This is a genomic window from Ketogulonicigenium robustum (assembly GCF_002117445.1).
In the GTDB taxonomy this organism is placed as follows: domain Bacteria; phylum Pseudomonadota; class Alphaproteobacteria; order Rhodobacterales; family Rhodobacteraceae; genus Ketogulonicigenium; species Ketogulonicigenium robustum.
Genome location: NZ_CP019937.1, coordinates 304,015 through 318,940, shown reverse-complemented (window position 1 = coordinate 318,940; position 14,926 = coordinate 304,015). Strand labels below are relative to the sequence as shown.

At 64.3% G+C, this 14,926-nt stretch carries 17 protein-coding genes; 8 read left to right on the top strand and 9 right to left on the bottom strand.

Translation table 11 applies throughout. The features are described 5' to 3' along the window. Positions 1-154: 154 nt before the first annotated feature. Genes BVG79_RS13605 through BVG79_RS01630 form a run of 5 tightly spaced genes read left to right on the top strand, consistent with a single transcriptional unit; the run spans position 155 to position 4,435 of the window. Positions 155-1,315 (top strand): type I secretion system permease/ATPase, encoded by a 1,161-nt coding sequence (locus tag BVG79_RS13605; protein ID WP_198167868.1) that lies wholly within the window; start codon positions 155-157, stop codon positions 1,313-1,315. Beyond that, positions 1,312-2,484 (top strand): beta-barrel domain-containing protein, encoded by a 1,173-nt coding sequence (locus tag BVG79_RS01645; protein WP_198167867.1) that lies wholly within the window; start codon positions 1,312-1,314, stop codon positions 2,482-2,484. The genes BVG79_RS13605 and BVG79_RS01645 overlap by 4 nt, the downstream gene beginning before the upstream one ends. A 41-nt stretch (positions 2,485-2,525) precedes the next feature. Further along, the gene (locus BVG79_RS01640; protein WP_085785356.1) at positions 2,526-2,990 is read left to right on the top strand and encodes a RidA family protein; all 465 of its coding nucleotides are present in this window, start codon (positions 2,526-2,528) and stop codon (positions 2,988-2,990) included. A 3-nt stretch (positions 2,991-2,993) separates the two neighbouring features. Further along, on the top strand, positions 2,994-4,160 hold the full coding sequence (locus BVG79_RS01635; RefSeq protein WP_085785355.1) for a GNAT family N-acetyltransferase: 1,167 nt from the start codon (positions 2,994-2,996) through the stop codon (positions 4,158-4,160). Beyond that, positions 4,160-4,435, top strand: a complete 276-nt coding sequence (locus BVG79_RS01630; protein ID WP_085785354.1) for a 4a-hydroxytetrahydrobiopterin dehydratase — start codon at positions 4,160-4,162, stop codon at positions 4,433-4,435. Before BVG79_RS01635 ends, BVG79_RS01630 begins: the two co-directional genes overlap by 1 nt. Positions 4,436-4,438: 3 nt before the next feature. On the opposite strand, the gene BVG79_RS01625 is transcribed toward BVG79_RS01630, so the two are convergent. Continuing rightward, positions 4,439-4,927 (bottom strand): peroxiredoxin, encoded by a 489-nt coding sequence (locus tag BVG79_RS01625; RefSeq protein ID WP_085785353.1) that lies wholly within the window; start codon positions 4,925-4,927, stop codon positions 4,439-4,441. Between the two features lie 89 nt (positions 4,928-5,016). Between BVG79_RS01625 and BVG79_RS01620 the strand changes: the two genes are divergently transcribed. Together BVG79_RS01620 and rsmD are read left to right on the top strand one after the other, a co-directional pair. Continuing rightward, positions 5,017-6,234 (top strand): NAD(P)/FAD-dependent oxidoreductase, encoded by a 1,218-nt coding sequence (locus BVG79_RS01620; RefSeq protein WP_085785352.1) that lies wholly within the window; start codon positions 5,017-5,019, stop codon positions 6,232-6,234. Continuing rightward, on the top strand, positions 6,231-6,812 hold the full coding sequence (rsmD, locus tag BVG79_RS01615) for a 16S rRNA (guanine(966)-N(2))-methyltransferase RsmD (protein WP_085785351.1): 582 nt from the start codon (positions 6,231-6,233) through the stop codon (positions 6,810-6,812). The genes BVG79_RS01620 and rsmD overlap by 4 nt, the downstream gene beginning before the upstream one ends. Here rsmD and BVG79_RS13710 read toward each other — a convergent pair. From BVG79_RS13710 to BVG79_RS01600, 4 genes are read right to left on the bottom strand one after another with little or no spacing between them, the layout of a single operon-like run. Continuing rightward, a complete protein-coding gene (locus BVG79_RS13710) occupies positions 6,769-6,996 on the bottom strand; it encodes an OmpA family protein (protein WP_236951445.1) in 228 nt (75 codons plus the stop codon). The genes rsmD and BVG79_RS13710 overlap by 44 nt on opposite strands. After that, positions 6,909-7,658 carry a hypothetical protein gene (locus BVG79_RS01610; protein WP_236951388.1) on the bottom strand — a complete coding sequence of 250 codons (750 nt, stop codon included), beginning with the start codon at positions 7,656-7,658 and terminating at the stop codon, positions 6,909-6,911. The genes BVG79_RS13710 and BVG79_RS01610 overlap by 88 nt, the downstream gene beginning before the upstream one ends. Continuing rightward, positions 7,658-8,374: a GNAT family N-acetyltransferase gene (locus tag BVG79_RS01605; protein ID WP_085785350.1), complete on the bottom strand. Its 717-nt coding sequence runs from the start codon at positions 8,372-8,374 to the stop codon at positions 7,658-7,660. Before BVG79_RS01605 ends, BVG79_RS01610 begins: the two co-directional genes overlap by 1 nt. Before the next feature lie 5 nt (positions 8,375-8,379). Continuing rightward, a complete protein-coding gene (locus BVG79_RS01600; RefSeq protein ID WP_085785349.1) occupies positions 8,380-9,102 on the bottom strand; it encodes a competence/damage-inducible protein A in 723 nt (240 codons plus the stop codon). A gap of 135 nt (positions 9,103-9,237) precedes the next feature. Between BVG79_RS01600 and map the strand changes: the two genes are divergently transcribed. After that, entirely contained in the window at positions 9,238-10,059 is an 822-nt protein-coding gene (map, locus tag BVG79_RS01595; RefSeq protein ID WP_085785348.1) for a type I methionyl aminopeptidase, read from the top strand. Positions 10,060-10,095: 36 nt separating this feature from the next. Here the strand turns inward: map and BVG79_RS01590 are convergent, their stop codons facing one another. The 4 genes from BVG79_RS01590 to cls form a co-directional block, all read right to left on the bottom strand. Beyond that, complete coding sequence (locus BVG79_RS01590; protein WP_085785347.1) at positions 10,096-10,509, bottom strand: hypothetical protein; 414 nt, start codon at positions 10,507-10,509, stop codon at positions 10,096-10,098. A gap of 7 nt (positions 10,510-10,516) precedes the next feature. Beyond that, entirely contained in the window at positions 10,517-11,281 is a 765-nt protein-coding gene (locus BVG79_RS01585; protein ID WP_085785346.1) for a DUF6478 family protein, read from the bottom strand. 178 nt (positions 11,282-11,459) lie between these two features. Then, positions 11,460-13,193: a dihydroxy-acid dehydratase gene (ilvD, locus tag BVG79_RS01580; protein WP_085785345.1), complete on the bottom strand. Its 1,734-nt coding sequence runs from the start codon at positions 13,191-13,193 to the stop codon at positions 11,460-11,462. Positions 13,194-13,294: 101 nt separating this feature from the next. Next, positions 13,295-14,821 carry a cardiolipin synthase gene (cls, locus tag BVG79_RS01575; protein WP_085787182.1) on the bottom strand — a complete coding sequence of 509 codons (1,527 nt, stop codon included), beginning with the start codon at positions 14,819-14,821 and terminating at the stop codon, positions 13,295-13,297. Positions 14,822-14,926: the final 105 nt, after the last annotated feature.

Here is a 14,926-nt window from a genome sequence, read left to right as displayed (position 1 = left end):
TCATAATCGCGCCCCGACACCGCCGCGAGGGGGCCAGATGCGCGTGAACCAAATATATACGCATTCCCCGTAGCCACAGGATCAAAGGCCGGAACGCGGCTGCAGGCGGGCCTGCGACCAATCGGCCTGCGGTTCACGCTATAGGATGACATCGATGCAGCCGGTTCGCGCCATCACAACTGCGGCATCACGGGATGCGCCGCCCCGCACCGCCGATGATCGCCCCCCGTTGGTTGCCAGCATCGCCGCCAGCGCGCTGATCAATCTGCTGGCGCTGACCGGCCCGCTCTACATGCTGAATGTCTATGACAAAGTGTTCGCCGCCGCATCGCTGGCGACCTTGCTCGCGCTCAGCCTGATGGCGCTGTGCGGCTACGGCGCGCTGCTGCGCGCCGAGGATCTGCGCCTGCGCATTCTTGCCCAATCCCCGGCAACAGGCAGCGCCGCAGCGCGGCTGCTGTCGCGGCCGAACGCGGCGCAACTGCTGGACTTGCCCTTCATCCCACTGTTTCTGGCGGTGCTGTGCGCGATCCACCCGCTGCTTGCGTTGACGGCGGTGGTGCTTGGCAGCGGGGCCTTCGCCATCGCGCGCTACCAACCGCTTGATGCGCTGGGGCGCGGGCGCATCGCGGCGCTGCTGCGTAACCTGCATCAGGCGGGCCAGAGCGTGATCATCGGGGTCGGCGCGTGGCTTGCGCTGGAAGGCGCGATATCCGCCGGTGCGCTCTTCGCCGCCGCCTTGCTGTGCGGCAAGCTCTACGCCCCGCTCGAGGCGGCGGCGAGCCTGACCGTGCCCCCGCCCCGCGCCGCGCCACCGCCTGCAGGGGTGTTCAGCGGCGACAAACTGGCTTGTCAGGGGTTGCGCCTACCGCCCCTGACAACACCGGTGACTTTCGCCCTGAACGCAGGCGACGCGCTGGCGGTTGTCGGCGCATCGGGCAGCGGCAAATCGCGGTTACTGACCTATCTGGCGCAGCGGGGCGCGGGGACGTGCTTTCCCGCACCCGCAGCGGGGCAGCCACCGCTGGGCTATGTGCCACAGGCACTGATCGACCCGGCGCAGGGGTTTACCGGCGGCACGGCCCGCCTATTCGCGATCAAGCAAGTTTTCGCAGGCCCCGCGCGGTCTATCTTGCTGGACATGCCGGAAAACGACTTGGACAGTCACGGCATCGACAGGCTGTGCACCCTGATCGCCACCGCGCGCGCAGCGGGCAGCACCCTGATCATCGCTACCCATCAACCGCGCATTATCGCCGCCTGCACTCAGGTGCTGGTTATCGAAGCGCAAACCCAATGGCGGGCCGCATCATGAGCACGCTGTCGCTACGCCAGTTGCAAACGCGCCTGTGGCACCTGATTGCGATCACCACCGTGGCTTTGGTCGGGCTGATGGGTAGTATTCCCGTGCCGTCGGCCACCATCGCCCATGGCACGATTGGCGGGGCGCTGCGGCCCATCCCCCTCGGCACCAGCGAAATGGGGGTTGTCGCGGCTGTCCTGACCCAGACCGACGCCCGCGTCGCGGCGGGCGAAGCGCTGGTCAATTTGTCCGACACTGCTTTGCGGGCGCAGCTTGCCGCGCTGGATGCAGAAGAAACGCTGCTGCTGACCCGCCTTACCCCCGGCGCAGCATTAGTGCCCATCATTTCAGCCGAGGCCGAGGCACACCTTGCCACATTGGCCGCCGACAGTGCGGGCCTTGCCGCGCGCCTGTCAATCCTTGCGACGCGTCTGCCTTTGGCGCAAGCGACGGCCGATGCGCAGTCGCAACTGGCCGCAACGGGGCGCGCCCCCGCCCCCGCCGCGCGCGCTGCCACCGAGGCGGTGGCAGCGTTACGATCCGAACAGGCGGCCCTGCAGGCGGCTTATGACGCGATCCCCTTGCAACGCGAGGTGATCTTGCAGCGGCGCAGCTTGCGGCAGGCCGAGGTCGCCGAAAACACCGCCGCCCAGCGCGCATCGACGCAGGCCCGCCTGATCGCAGTGCGCGCCGAACGTGCCGCCCTGACCCAACGCCTGTCGCAAACACGCATTATCGCCCCAGCCGCTGGCCGCCTGATCACGCTGGATGCCACCGTCGGCCAAGTTGTGCGGCCAGGCGATACCGTGGCGATGCTGCTGCCCGACAGCCCCACGAACCAAGCTGTTGTGCCGGTGCCGCCCGCGCAGGCCAGCCAGATCAGCGTCGGCCAAGCGGCCCGCCTTGTGCCTGCGGGATTCCAGCGCGGCGAGATAACCGGCCATGTCAGCGCGATTTCGGCAGATACCCTCAGCGACGCGAATGGGGCGGCCTACTACCGCGTCACGGTGACCCTTCCAGATGACAGCGGCCTGCGCGCGGGCCATCCGGTTGACGCCTATTTCACCGGCCCCTCGCGGGTGATCTTGGGGTATCTGCTGCAACCCCTCACCGCCGCACTGCGCGCAACCCTGCGCGAGCCTGCCCTGCCGCACATTGCAGCGGCCCCGCAATCGGACTAGCCTTCGCCACATCGCAGCCACACCCACGACGAAAGAAGGCCATGACACACCCGATCGAGACCCGCCTCGCCGACCTTGGTATCACCCTGCCCGAAGCCCCCATGCCTGCGGCCAATTACGTGCCCTACGTTGTTGTGGGTGATATGATCCATATCTCGGGTCAGATTTCGATGGCCGATGGCGCGCTGATCAAGGGCCGCTTGGGCGATGATCTGGACATTCCGGCGGGGGCCGCTGCGGCGCGCGCCTGCGGCCTGAACTTGCTGGCCCAGTTGAAAGCCGCGTGCGGCGGCGACCTGAGCCGCGTAAAGCGCGTCGTCAAATTGGGCGGCTTTGTTAATTCGGCCCCCGCCTTCACCGACCAACCCGAAGTCATCAACGGCGCATCCGACCTGATGGTCGAGGTGTTTGGCGACGCCGGCCGCCACGCCCGCGCCGCCGTCGGCGTTGCCGCCCTGCCGCGCGGCGTCGCTGTCGAGGTTGAAGGCCTGTTCCAGATCGCTTGACCCATGGCCACGGTGCAGCTGACCACGCATGACACGATCACCGCCATCGGCGAGGTGGCATGGGACAGCTGCGCCAACCCCGGCGGGGCCGCGCCCGCGCGCGACCCGTTCACGACTTACCGTTTTCTCAACGCGCTGGAAGAAAGCGGGTCCGTCGGCGGGCGCAGCGGCTGGCAGCCGCTTTACCTGCAAGCAACCGTTGAGGGCAAAACCGTGGGCGTCGCCCCGCTGTTTGTGAAATCGCACAGTCAGGGCGAATATGTTTTCGACCATGGCTGGGCCGAGGCTTGGCACAGTGCCGGCGGCCAGTATTACCCGAAACTGCAAATCGCCGTGCCCTTCAGCCCCGTCACCGGCCAGCGCTTTCTGACCGCCGATCCCGCCATCATGGCGACGCTGGTCGAGGCAGCGGTGCGCATTGCCGACCAGAACGACCTGTCGTCGCTGCACATCACATTCTGCACCGAAGACGAGGCCGCCGCCGGTGCCGCAATGGGGCTGCTGCAGCGCACCGGCACCCAGTTTCACTGGCAGAACGTAGACTACCGCACCTTTGACGACTTCCTGAACGCCCTTGCCGCGCGCAAGCGCAAGATGCTGCGCCGCGAACGGGCCTCAGCGCAGGCCTTTGGCGGCCAGATCGTGCAACTGACGGGCGCACAGATCCAGCCCGAACACTGGGATGCGTTCTGGGCGTTTTATCAAGACACCGGCGCGCGCAAATGGGGCCAGCCCTACCTGACGCGTGCATTCTTCGACCTGTGCCAACGCGACTTGCGCGATGACATTCTGTTGGTGCTGGCCCTGCGCGGTGGCAAGCCCATTGCGGGGGCGCTGAATTTCATCGGCCAACAGGCACTTTATGGCCGGTACTGGGGCGCGCTGGAACATCACCCGTTTCTGCACTTCGAACTGTGCTACTATCAGGCCATCGACTACGCGATCGCCCACAATCTGCCGTTGGTCGAGGCGGGGGCGCAGGGGGAACACAAGTTGGCGCGCGGCTATCTGCCCCGCGCGACCCATTCGCTGCACTGGATTGCCGACCCCGCCTTTCGCGACGCCGTGGCACGCTTTGTCGCCGCCGAAACAGCCGCCGTGGACGAAGAAATCGAGGTTCTAACCAGCTTCGGCCCCTTCCGCCGGGGCGAGCGACCGGAGAACGACTGATGCACCCTGATGGATTGGACGCATTGCTGCAAACCGACTGGGCGCTTGACGCCGATGGCCGCGCGATCACCCGCAGCTTCACGTTTAGCGACTTCAACGCGGCGTTCGGCTTTATGACGCGCGCTGCGCTGGTGGCCGAGAAACTGAACCACCACCCCGAATGGACCAATGTCTACAAACGGGTCGATGTGCGCCTGACCACCCATGATGCGGGCGGCCTGTCGGATATGGACGTGAAACTGGCCCGCAAAATGAACGACTTCGCGGGCCAGTAGTCGTTAGATCGAGGCGAGCATATCCTCGCCGCCCGAAATGCTGCACATTCCGGCGTTTTCTTCGACGTGCAGCACCTTGACGACACCATCGTCAGCCATCAGCGCATACCGTAGCGAGCGGTTGACAAAGCCCACGTCGGGGTTCGAAAACGCCAGACCAACCGCCTGCGTGAATTCCGACAGCGGATCGGCCAGCATCGTGATGCCGGCTGCGGTCGCACCGGTATCTTCGCCCCAAGCCTTCATGACAAAGGCGTCGTTCACGGCGACGCAGATCACCTCGTCGATGCCTTTTTCGGTGAAGCCTGCGCGCGTGCGGATAAAGCTGGGCACGTGGGCGGTGCTGCACGTGCCGGTATAAGGGCCCGGCAGCCCGAACAGCACGATCTTGCGGCCCTTGGCCAGCGCGGCGATATCTACCACCTCGACGCCGTTCTCACCGAGCTTCATCAACTTGGCCGACGGCAACTTATCTCCAACAGCAATGGTCATTCTTGCCTCCTTTGGGCTTTTGTCCGGCAGGGCAGTTGTATATTGATCCGGCGTTTGCAATCCAGCACGAAGCAGAGGCGGGAAGAAGGATGAATGCAGTGAACAACGTCGTTGTGATCGGCGGCGGGCAAGCCGCTGCGGCACTGGTCGCCAAGCTGCGCACCAGCGGGTTTACTGGCAGCATCACCCTTGTCGGCGCCGAAATCGACCCGCCCTACCAGCGCCCGCCGCTGTCCAAGGCCTATCTGGCGGGGGAAATGACGCGCGAGCGGCTGTATCTGCGCCCCGCGGCTTTCTACGATCAACACGCCATCACCCTGCGGCTGGGCGAGGCTGCGACCGCCATCGACCGCACGTCGAAAACCGTCGCGCTGGCGGGCGGTGAAGTGCTGCCCTACGACGCGCTGGTGCTGGCCACCGGCGCCACGCCGCGCCCGCTGCCAGCAGACAAAGGCGGCGCGCTGGACGGTGTGCTGACCATGCGCAATCTGGCCGACGCCGACGCCCTCGACCCGCTGCTGACGGCCGATAAAAAGCTGTTGGTCGTTGGCGGCGGCTACATCGGGCTAGAAGCTGCGGCCGTTGCCGCCAAGCGCGGGCTGGATGTGACGCTGGTGCATTCCGGTGCGCGCATCCTCAGCCGCGTGGCGGCGGCGGCGACATCGGACTATTTCCGCACGCTACACACGTCGCACGGCGTCAAAATTCTCGAAGGCACCTCGGTCGATCACCTGACGGGCACGGGCCATGTAATGGGTGCGGTTTTGACCGACGGCAGCACAGTCGCCGCCGATCTGGTCATCGTCGGGATCGGCGTGACGCCAAACGACCAACTGGCCCACGCCGCCGGTTTGGACCTGCACCACGGTATCGCGGTCGATCTTCATTCGCGCACGTCCGACCCCTCGATCTTTGCGGCGGGCGATGTGGCCGCGCTGGACTGGCAGGGCCGCCGCATGCGGATTGAAAGCGTCGGCAACGCCATCGATCAGGGCGAAAACGTGGCGCTGAACATTCTGGGCCAAGATGTGCCCTATGTTCCGAAGCCATGGTTCTGGTCCGACCAATACGACTGCAAGCTGCAAATCGCAGGCCTGGGCGCGGCCGACGATACGATCGTCATACGCAAGGGCGAGGGGCTGACCCAGTCGAACTGGTACTACCGCGACGGCCAGCTGGTTGCCATCGACGCCATGAACGACCCGCGTGCCTATATGGTCGCCAAGCGCTTGATCGAGGCCGGGAAATCTGCCGACCCCGCGCTGGTAGCCGACCCTGAAACCGATCTGAAGGCGCTGTTGAAATGAGGATTATCGCCGGGCGTCATCGCGGCTTGCATCTGGCCGAGGTCGGCAAAGGTGATCCTGCCGCGCACCTGCGCCCGACGACAGACCGCGTGCGCGAGTCGCTGTTCAATCTGCTGGCCGGTGGCCGCTTTGGTGATCCGATCACAGGTGCGGTGGTGCTGGACCTGTTCGCCGGCACCGGCGCGCTTGGGCTAGAGGCCCTTTCGCGCGGGGCGGCGCATGTGACGCTGGTTGATAGCGGCCGCGTCGCGCAAAAGCTGATCCGCGACAATATTGCCCGCCTGCAGCGGCAAAGCGATGCTGCGCTGCTGGCGGCCGATGCAAGCGCGCTTCCCCCTCGCACGGGGCCCGCAGCAGATCTGGTTTTTCTTGATCCGCCCTATGGCGCGGATTTGGGTGGCCGCGCGCTGATCGCCGCGCGCAAAAGCGGCTGGATTGCGGATGGTGCGCTGGTCGTCGCCGAAGAAAACGGCCCGCTGCCGCCGCCAGCCGGTTTCACCCTGCTGGAAAGCCGCCGCTATGGCGATACGCACATCACCCTGCTGCGGGCAGAACCACAACCTCAACCCGCCGATTAAGGGCGCGGCCATCGGCATCGGCGTTCGAGGCGCGCGGTGCCAGATAGCCTGCGCCCGCCGCATCCAACTGGGCGGGGTTTACACCGTTTTCATTAATCAGGCGTTGGCGCACGGCAGCCGCACGCGCCGTCGACACAGCCTGATTGGCCGCCAACGCGCCCGTCGCATCCGTGTGCCCGACAATAACCGCACGCCGCGCCCCGTCGGCCCGAAGCCATGCCGCCAAATCGGCCAGCGCATCGTGCCCCCGATGGCATCGGTGCTGCCGGAGGCAAAATCGACACCCTCCAATACGGCACGGCCATCAGCATCCAGCGCGTCGGCCAGCGCAGCAGGTGTGCCTTGGGCGGTGCTAGGGGGCGGCAGCGGGGTTTCGCGTGCAGTGATGACCTGCACGTGCAGCGCCCCCACGCTTTTGCTGACCAGAATAGACACGGCTTCGTCGGGGCGGCGGGCCGATAGAAAACGAAAATCCCCTAAGTCGACGAACATGGCGGGGGCAGGCATCACCTCGGTCGCGCGGCGAAAGTCGAAGCCGCCGCAGGTACCTGTTTCGCAAATGAAAACAACTACATAGCCCTGCGCCAACAGCGCTGCCTCAAGCGTTTGGAACAGTGGCAGCGTTTGCGGTGCGCTATCGGCGATGCGCCACGCCCGGCGCGAAATCGCCCCGTCGATCGACTGGCTGGGCAAGCCGCCCTGAACGGCGGGGCCGCTGGGCAAGGCATAGGTGCCCGCGTCGCTATCGGTCTGCTGCAGCAGTGTTGCGGTGTCGGGCAGCGGCAGGTCTACCGCCTGCGCGGCACCCGCCACGAAAACCAAAGCAGTTCCCGCCATCCAGCGCATCAGACCGCCCCCAGATAGTAATACCCGCCCACCGCCTGCAGCCCATGGCGCAGATACAGTGTCACGGCGGGCGTGTTGTCTTTGCTGACGACCAGCAGCATCCGCTGCGCGCCCTGCGTCGCCGCCCAGTGGCTGGCTGCCCCCAGCAGCACATGGCTATAGCCGCGCCCACGCGCTGCGGGCACAACCTCTAGCGCGTGCAGCACCGCAGCGCCCGCGTGCACGGCAATGAATAGCGCGCCGACAGGTTTGCCGTTGTCCGACAGTGCAATCACTGTTTTAGGCCCCTGCGCGCGGGCCATGACGGCCATGCGCGCATCACCCACGCGCCCGTCATTCGCCCATGCGGCCAGCGCGGCGGCATCGGCAGGCCAGCCGTAGCTAAGCCGCAACGCTGCGTCGGTTGGCAAGGCCGCTACAGGCAGCGGGCCGTCAAAGATAAATACCGCATCGGTCTTCTGATAGCCGCGGGCCTGCAACAGCGCGGCGAGGGCATCGTCGTCCGCGTCCCCGTCGGACAACATGTAAAGCGGGGTTTGCCCCCAGCCGCGCACGATAGTTTCGGCTTCAGGCAAGGCAGCCAGTGCGTCGCGGGGGGTGCCCGCGCGCGTGATGGCGCTGACGCGGCTGCCCCCGCCCTGCCCTTGCCGCAAGACTAGCGCCCCCTGCTGCACACGTGCGGCGGGGGGCCATGTCGGCTCCATCAGGTCTAGCATTGGCCTCACGCGGGGAAGGCCTCGGCAATGGCGACCAAAGCCGCCTCGACCGCCGCGCCATCGACGCCGCGCACAACCACATTGGTGCCATACACCCCGTCTTTGGAAAACGGGTACGACCCGATCGAGACCTGCGGATGATCGCCCGCAATCTGTGCCAAACGCGTGGCAATCTCGCCCTCGCCGCGCATGACAGTCCAGGTTTGCGACAGGACGGGGCGGCCGCTGGCAAGGCCCGGCAACAAGCTGTGGCACATCGCCTCGAACACGCGGGGCACGCCGGCCATAACATGCACGTTTTCAATCGAAAAACCGGGCGCGGCGCTGACAAGGTTTTCAATCAAGATCGCGCCATCGGGAATGCGCGCCATGCGCAGGCGCGCGGCGTTCATCTCGATATTGCGGTCGGCGTAATAGATTTCGAGGATGGCGCGCGCATCGGCGCGCACGTCAATGGGGCGGTCGAAGGCGGCGGCGACCGCATCGGCGGTGATATCGTCATGCGTGGGGCCGATGCCGCCCGATGTGAAGACATTGTCGAATCGCCCCGCAACATCGCGGACGGTGGCCGTGATCGTCGCCGCGTCATCGGGGATGACCTGCGCCAAACGCAGGTCAATGCCCAGTCGCGTCAGCTCTTGCGCCAAAAAGAACATGTTGCTGTCGCGCGTGCGGCCCGAAAGCAGCTCGTCCCCGATCAGAATGATTGCAGCCGTTGGATTGGGCATAAGACCCCCTGTCTGATCAGTTTCCCTGCCACATTGGTATCGCTGCCCTGCCCGCCCCGCAAGCCGCAGGGCTGTTGCACTGGAATTGTGCGGGGTGATGGATTATCTGCGGATGCAGATGAAAGGGATACGACAGTGGACGAACGCAAAGGAAGACTGACGCGCGACGGAATTCGCATTCACGAGGCCGCCGATTTCGCAGGCATGGCCGAGGCCGGACGCGTCGTGGCCCAGATACTGGACGACATCACCCCCCACGTGCAACCGGGCGTATCGACCGGCCAGCTGGATAAACTGATCCTCGAGATGGTCGAGGCCCACGGGGCCACATCGGCCACCATCGGCTATAACGGCTATCAGCACGCGTCCTGCATTTCGCTGAATCACGTCGTGTGTCACGGCATTCCGGGCGAGAAGCTGTTGAAAGATGGCGACATTCTGAACATTGACGTAACCGTGATCGTCGATGGGTGGTATGGCGATTCCAGCCGCATGTATGTGGCGGGCGCGCTGTCGCGCAAAGCCCAGCGCCTGATCGATGTCACCCACGAAGCGCTGATGATCGGCATTGCGCAGGCCAAGCCCGGCAACACCTATGGCGATATCGGCCACGCCATCCAGACCTATGTCGAGGCGCAACGGATGTCGGTGGTGCGAGACTTCTGCGGCCACGGCTTGGGCCGCGTGTTCCACGCCCCGCCGAACGTGCTGCACTATGGTCGCGCCGGATCGGGGCCGGTTCTGGAAGAGGGGATGTTCTTCACCATTGAACCGATGGTGAACCTTGGGCGTCACGAAACGAAAGTGCTGTCGGACGGCTGGACAGCGGTGACCCGCGACAAGTCGCTGTCGGCGCAGTTCGAACATTCGATCGGCATCACGGCGGATGGTTGCCAGATATTCACGCTATCGCCCGGCGGGATTTTTCACCCGACAGCGGACAGCACCGCAAGCTAAGAAAAGGCGCCCTCGGGCGCCTTTTTCATGCTGTGATTACTCGGCGTTTTCGGAATCCATTTCGGCTTCCATCTGCTCGACCACGATGCGCTGGAATTCCTCGGTATCGCGTGCGAGTGCGCGGAAGGCGGTTTTCAGCAGATCAAGTTCGGCGCGCAGGGCAGCCAATTCCACCTGCGCCGCGTCTACGTCCTGCTCGCCCACTGGCAGGACGAAATGGCCCAGCTCGGCCCCCGTTTCGGCATCGCGAATCGTCAGCGTTTGCGTGCCCGAGCTCAGCATCGCGCGCGGAATTTCAACGCGCAGGGCATAATTGCCCTCGTCCTGTGCAGACAGGTCGATCGGCACTTCCGACCCCAGGTGCACCCCCACCACATGCGGTTGGCTCAGCGCGCCGCTCAGCACGCCTTCCCAGACGCCATCCACGATCCGTGTCGGAATAAGTTTCATACCAAGCCTACATTTCTGCGCGGGGGAAGCGCGCCATCGTTAGATCGATAATGGAAATACGGTTCATTGCCGGACGGTCGAAAATCAGGTCCAGCCACATGCTCTCGACCCGCTTTTCGTTCAGCTTCGTGTAGGCCATGTCGAATTCGACGGTGGTGTCGGCCTCGCCGGGGGGCAATTCGCGCAGAACGGTTTCGACATTCGGGCCGTGCTTGACGTTCAATCGGGCAAAGACCTTGGTCGGCGCTTCCATCGTGTAGCGCAACCGGAGGGAGATCAGATGACGCAGCTTCAGGTCTTTGACCGGCGCGTCGGGCACCGTCAAAACAAGGCTGAGGTAGCTGCTATCAAGGTTAAATGCCTCGAGCCCCAGCCGGTAGGGGGCCGCATCGCTTTGCGTCCCTTCGGTTTGGCGGACGACCAATTGCCCCGCATCGCCATCATGGAATAGGCGCAGCTGGTCACCCAGTGCGGTTTTACTCGGCGCGCCGACCAGAACATGCGGCACCATGGGCGCCGACCACAACAGCGGCCGCCAGGCCCAATCGCTGCCCAAGGGGCGGACAATGCCATCATCGGGCGAAGCTGCCAGTTTCAGGCGCGATTCGGTATTTTGGATGATGTCGTCCATCAGATGGCGCTGCTGTTTGGCGGCTTTGCCGATCTGCGCCAGCTTTTCAGCGGGGGTGTTTTCGCCTTGCGCAGCCTGTGCGGCGCGCGCCCAGAAACGGCGGCCAAGCTGACCCGACAAGCTGTTCCAAAAATCAGACATAGCAAATCCCAAACGCCGCCAAGCAACCCCGTTTAGGTGTAGATCAAACAATCAGTTAACGCCAAGTGCGAATCCGCACGATCGGCATATTTGGTGCCAAAGCATGCGCGACAGCTACGCCCAGCCCGTGCACTGCGCCAAAAATGTGGCGGTGGCACACGGGCTGGGCGTAGAATCGTTATTGATCCATGTAGACGTGGCGTTCAGCCTTGGCCCCAGGGTGCGTAACCGCGCCGTAACGTGCCGTGCCGACAAGGCGGGCGTATTTCCACAAAGCGCCCGATTCATATTCGGTCTGGCGCGGGCCCGCCCACTGGGCCTTGCGTTCGGCCAATGCGGCGTCGGTCAGATCGACGGAAATGTCGCCCGTCACCGCGTTGATGGTGATCATGTCGCCATCTTTCAGCAGCGCGATGGGGCCACCGTGCGCGGCTTCGGGGCCGACGTGACCCACGCAGAAGCCCCGCGTCGCGCCCGAGAATCGCCCGTCCGTGATCAGCGCGACTTTCTTGCCCATCCCCTGCCCCGACAGCGCGGCGGTGGTGGCCAGCATCTCGCGCATGCCCGGCCCGCCTGCGGGGCCTTCGTTGCGGATGACGATCACGTCGCCCACGCTGTAGTTGCGGTGAGTGACAGCCTCGAAGGCGTCTTCTTCGCATTCAAAGACGCGGGCGGGGCCGGTGAAGACCTGTTGTTCGGGCGTCATGCCCGCAACTTTCACAATCGCCCCGTCGGGTGCCAGATTGCCGCGCAGGCCGACAACACCGCCCGTGGGCGTGATGGGCGCTTCAATCGGGTAGATCACACGACCGTCGGCTTGGCGGGTGATGACCTCCAGCTCCTCGCCCAGCGTAACGCCGGCTGCGGTCAAGCAGTCAAGGTGCAGCAGGCCCTGCTTGGCCAATTCCTTCATCACGACCGGCACACCGCCGACCTCGTGCAGGTCTTTGGCCACATAGTCGCCACCCGGGCGCAGGTTCACGAAATAAGGCGTGTCGCGGAAGATGTCGCAGACGTCGAATAGGTCGAAGTCGATGCCAGCCTCGTGGGCAATCGCGGGCAGGTGCAGACCTGCGTTGGTCGAGCCGCCAGTGCAGGCCACCACACGCGCGGCGTTTTCCAGCGCCTTGCGGGTCACGATATCACGGGCGCGGATGTTCTTTTCGATCAGGTTCATCACCGCCTGCCCCGAGAAATCGGCGTATTGGTCGCGCGATTCGTACGGCGCGGGCGCGCCCGAGCTGTTCAGCAGTGCAAGACCAATCGCCTCGGACACGCAGGCCATGGTGTTCGCGGTGTATTGGCCGCCGCAGGCGCCCGCGCTGGGGCAAGCGACGCGTTCCAGAATGTCCAGCTCGGCCGATGTCATGTTACCGGCGGCGTGTTGGCCCACCGCTTCGAACACGTCCTGCACGACCACGTCGCGGCCATTCAACTTGCCCGGCAAGATCGAGCCGCCATAGATGAACACCGACGGCACGTTCAGCCGCACCATCGCCATCATCATCCCCGGCAGCGATTTGTCACAGCCCGCCAGCCCGACGATGGCGTCGTAGCAGTGGCCGCGCATGGTCAGCTCGACCGTGTCGGCAATCGCATCGCGGCTGGCCAGCGACGACCGCATCCCTTCGTGGCCCATGGCGATGCCGTCGGTCACGGTGATGGTGGTGAATTCGCGCGGCGTGCCGCCGCCCTTTTTCACACCCTGCTTCACGACCTGCGCCTGACGGTTCAGGGCGATGTTGCACGGCGCAGCCTCGTTCCAGCAGGTGGCGACGCCAACCCAAGGCTGGTGAATTTCTTCCTCGGAAATCCCCATCGCATAGAAATAGCTGCGGTGCGGCGCGCGCTCGGGACCTTCGGTCACATGGCGGCTGGGCAGGCGGGACTTGTCAAAGCGGCTGTTCTGCATGGGGTCCTTCCCAGTTCAATGGCTGACTGGGGGAATAACGCCCGTGCGGCGCGGCTTCAAGACAACATTATGTCTTTTGGCGAAAGAAATGTTTTCGCAAGTTACAAAAGAGGGCCCGCAAGTGCGACAAGATTCTGGTAGATCCGCCGCCACGTCGGCCACAGCGCCACCTGCGCCACGGTGATTTCGTGACAGTTTTCCAGATAGATGGCCTGCCGCGCGTCCAGCATGTCGGCCACTTCGGGCGAATCCATCAGGATGTTGCATTCGTAGTTCAAATCGAAACTGCGCCTGTCCAGATTGGCAGAGCCGACGATAGACAACATACCGTCAACAGTCATGATCTTGGCATGCAGCAGACCGCCGCGATACATGCGCAGCTTGACGCCAGCGGCCAGCAAAGTCGGGAAAAGGCTGCGGCTGGCGGCGGCCACGACCCACGAATCGTTCTTCTCGGGCAGGATCAGCGTGACATCGACGCCGCGCCGCGCCGCGGCCAGCAGCGCTTGGTGCAGGGCCATGTCGGGCAGATAGTAAGGCGTTGTCGCCATCAACCGGTGCCGCGCGGCGTAACACATCGCGATCATCGTGTCGGATATGCCAATCACGCTTTGCGAGGGGCCCGATGCGATCACTTGCCCCGTCACGCCCGTCGCCACCACGGGGCCATCATCCACCGGCGGGAAATGGGATTGGCTTTCCAGCAGCAGATGCACCGGCGCGTCATCGTCGTACAGCATCCAGTCGGCCAGAAAGACCGACTGCATCTGGCGCACCAGCGGCCCTTCGACGCGCAGCAACACATCAACCCATGGCGCGTATTTTGCCTTGATGGCAAAGGCCTCGTCCGCGCAGTTGCGGCTGCCGATCCACGTGATTTTGTTGTCGATCACCGCAATTTTTCGGTGGTTGCGCAAATCGACGCGCTGGAACAGCATCTCGACCAGCGGGTTACGGAAGGGGAAGGCCCGGTGCAGTTTGACGCCCGCCGCCCGCAGCGCCTTCCAGTGGGGCGATGCGATCAGCAGCCGCGATCCCACGGCATCGACCAACACACGGCAGGTCACGCCGCGCTCGGCCGCGTCGCAGACCGCCTGCACAACGCGCCCGCCCACCCCGTCCGGCAGCCAGATATAGAATAGAATATGGACGGTATCCTCTGCCCCCTCAATCGCGCGGATCATGTCGTCCATCATCGCGTCGCCTTGGGGCAGCATGGTCAGGCGATTGTCGGCAACGGGATAGAAGTCGCTGGTCGCGGTGCCCATGGCAAAACTGTTCGCCGCATCCACCGCCGCACCGTGGTCAGCCGCGCGGCCCATGGCCCACACACTACTAAGCTTGGTGCGCACGGTGCGCATTTTGCTGCCCTTGGCACGGTTTAGCCGGATTTCGCCAAACAGCAGGTAAACCAGCACGCCAACGATCGGCAGCAGGGCGATCAACATCACCCAAGTCAGCCGGACGACGGGTTCCATCTGGTCGCGCACCATGACGCGCAAAATCACGCCTGCAATCAGCGCGTAGTGGCAGGCAATGACGATAACCGTCAGCGCGGTACGCCAATTGATGTGCAAACCGAACAATTCCATGGCGTGATAGCATGCGAACGGCGCGAAAAAGTCCATCACGGAATGCGCATCGTTGCGCTTTTCGCCGCAAACCTTGCCCCCCAAGATTGCATATTCGCGCCATGCGCCTTATTTCAGGGGTCAAATTGCAGCCGAACGGCA

Bases quoted from the DNA above. Each gene is read 5' to 3' on its own strand.
- BVG79_RS01585 (WP_085785346.1), bottom strand. From the start codon at position 11,281: ATGTCTGATTTTTGGAACAGCTTGTCGGGTCAGCTTGGCCGCCGTTTC.
- BVG79_RS01625 (WP_085785353.1), bottom strand. From the start codon at position 4,927: ATGACCATTGCTGTTGGAGATAAGTTGCCGTCGGCCAAGTTGATGAAG.
- BVG79_RS01620 (WP_085785352.1), top strand. From the start codon at position 5,017: ATGAATGCAGTGAACAACGTCGTTGTGATCGGCGGCGGGCAAGCCGCT.
- BVG79_RS01635 (WP_085785355.1), top strand. From the start codon at position 2,994: ATGGCCACGGTGCAGCTGACCACGCATGACACGATCACCGCCATCGGC.
- BVG79_RS01610 (WP_236951388.1), bottom strand. From the start codon at position 7,658: ATGCGCTGGATGGCGGGAACTGCTTTGGTTTTCGTGGCGGGTGCCGCG.
- BVG79_RS01590 (WP_085785347.1), bottom strand. From the start codon at position 10,509: ATGAAACTTATTCCGACACGGATCGTGGATGGCGTCTGGGAAGGCGTG.
- BVG79_RS01640 (WP_085785356.1), top strand. From the start codon at position 2,526: ATGACACACCCGATCGAGACCCGCCTCGCCGACCTTGGTATCACCCTG.
- cls (WP_085787182.1), bottom strand. From the start codon at position 14,821: ATGGACTTTTTCGCGCCGTTCGCATGCTATCACGCCATGGAATTGTTC.
- ilvD (WP_085785345.1), bottom strand. From the start codon at position 13,193: ATGCAGAACAGCCGCTTTGACAAGTCCCGCCTGCCCAGCCGCCATGTG.
- BVG79_RS01630 (WP_085785354.1), top strand. From the start codon at position 4,160: ATGCACCCTGATGGATTGGACGCATTGCTGCAAACCGACTGGGCGCTT.
- BVG79_RS01605 (WP_085785350.1), bottom strand. From the start codon at position 8,374: ATGCTAGACCTGATGGAGCCGACATGGCCCCCCGCCGCACGTGTGCAG.
- rsmD (WP_085785351.1), top strand. From the start codon at position 6,231: ATGAGGATTATCGCCGGGCGTCATCGCGGCTTGCATCTGGCCGAGGTC.
- BVG79_RS01645 (WP_198167867.1), top strand. From the start codon at position 1,312: ATGAGCACGCTGTCGCTACGCCAGTTGCAAACGCGCCTGTGGCACCTG.
- BVG79_RS01600 (WP_085785349.1), bottom strand. From the start codon at position 9,102: ATGCCCAATCCAACGGCTGCAATCATTCTGATCGGGGACGAGCTGCTT.
- BVG79_RS13605 (WP_198167868.1), top strand. From the start codon at position 155: ATGCAGCCGGTTCGCGCCATCACAACTGCGGCATCACGGGATGCGCCG.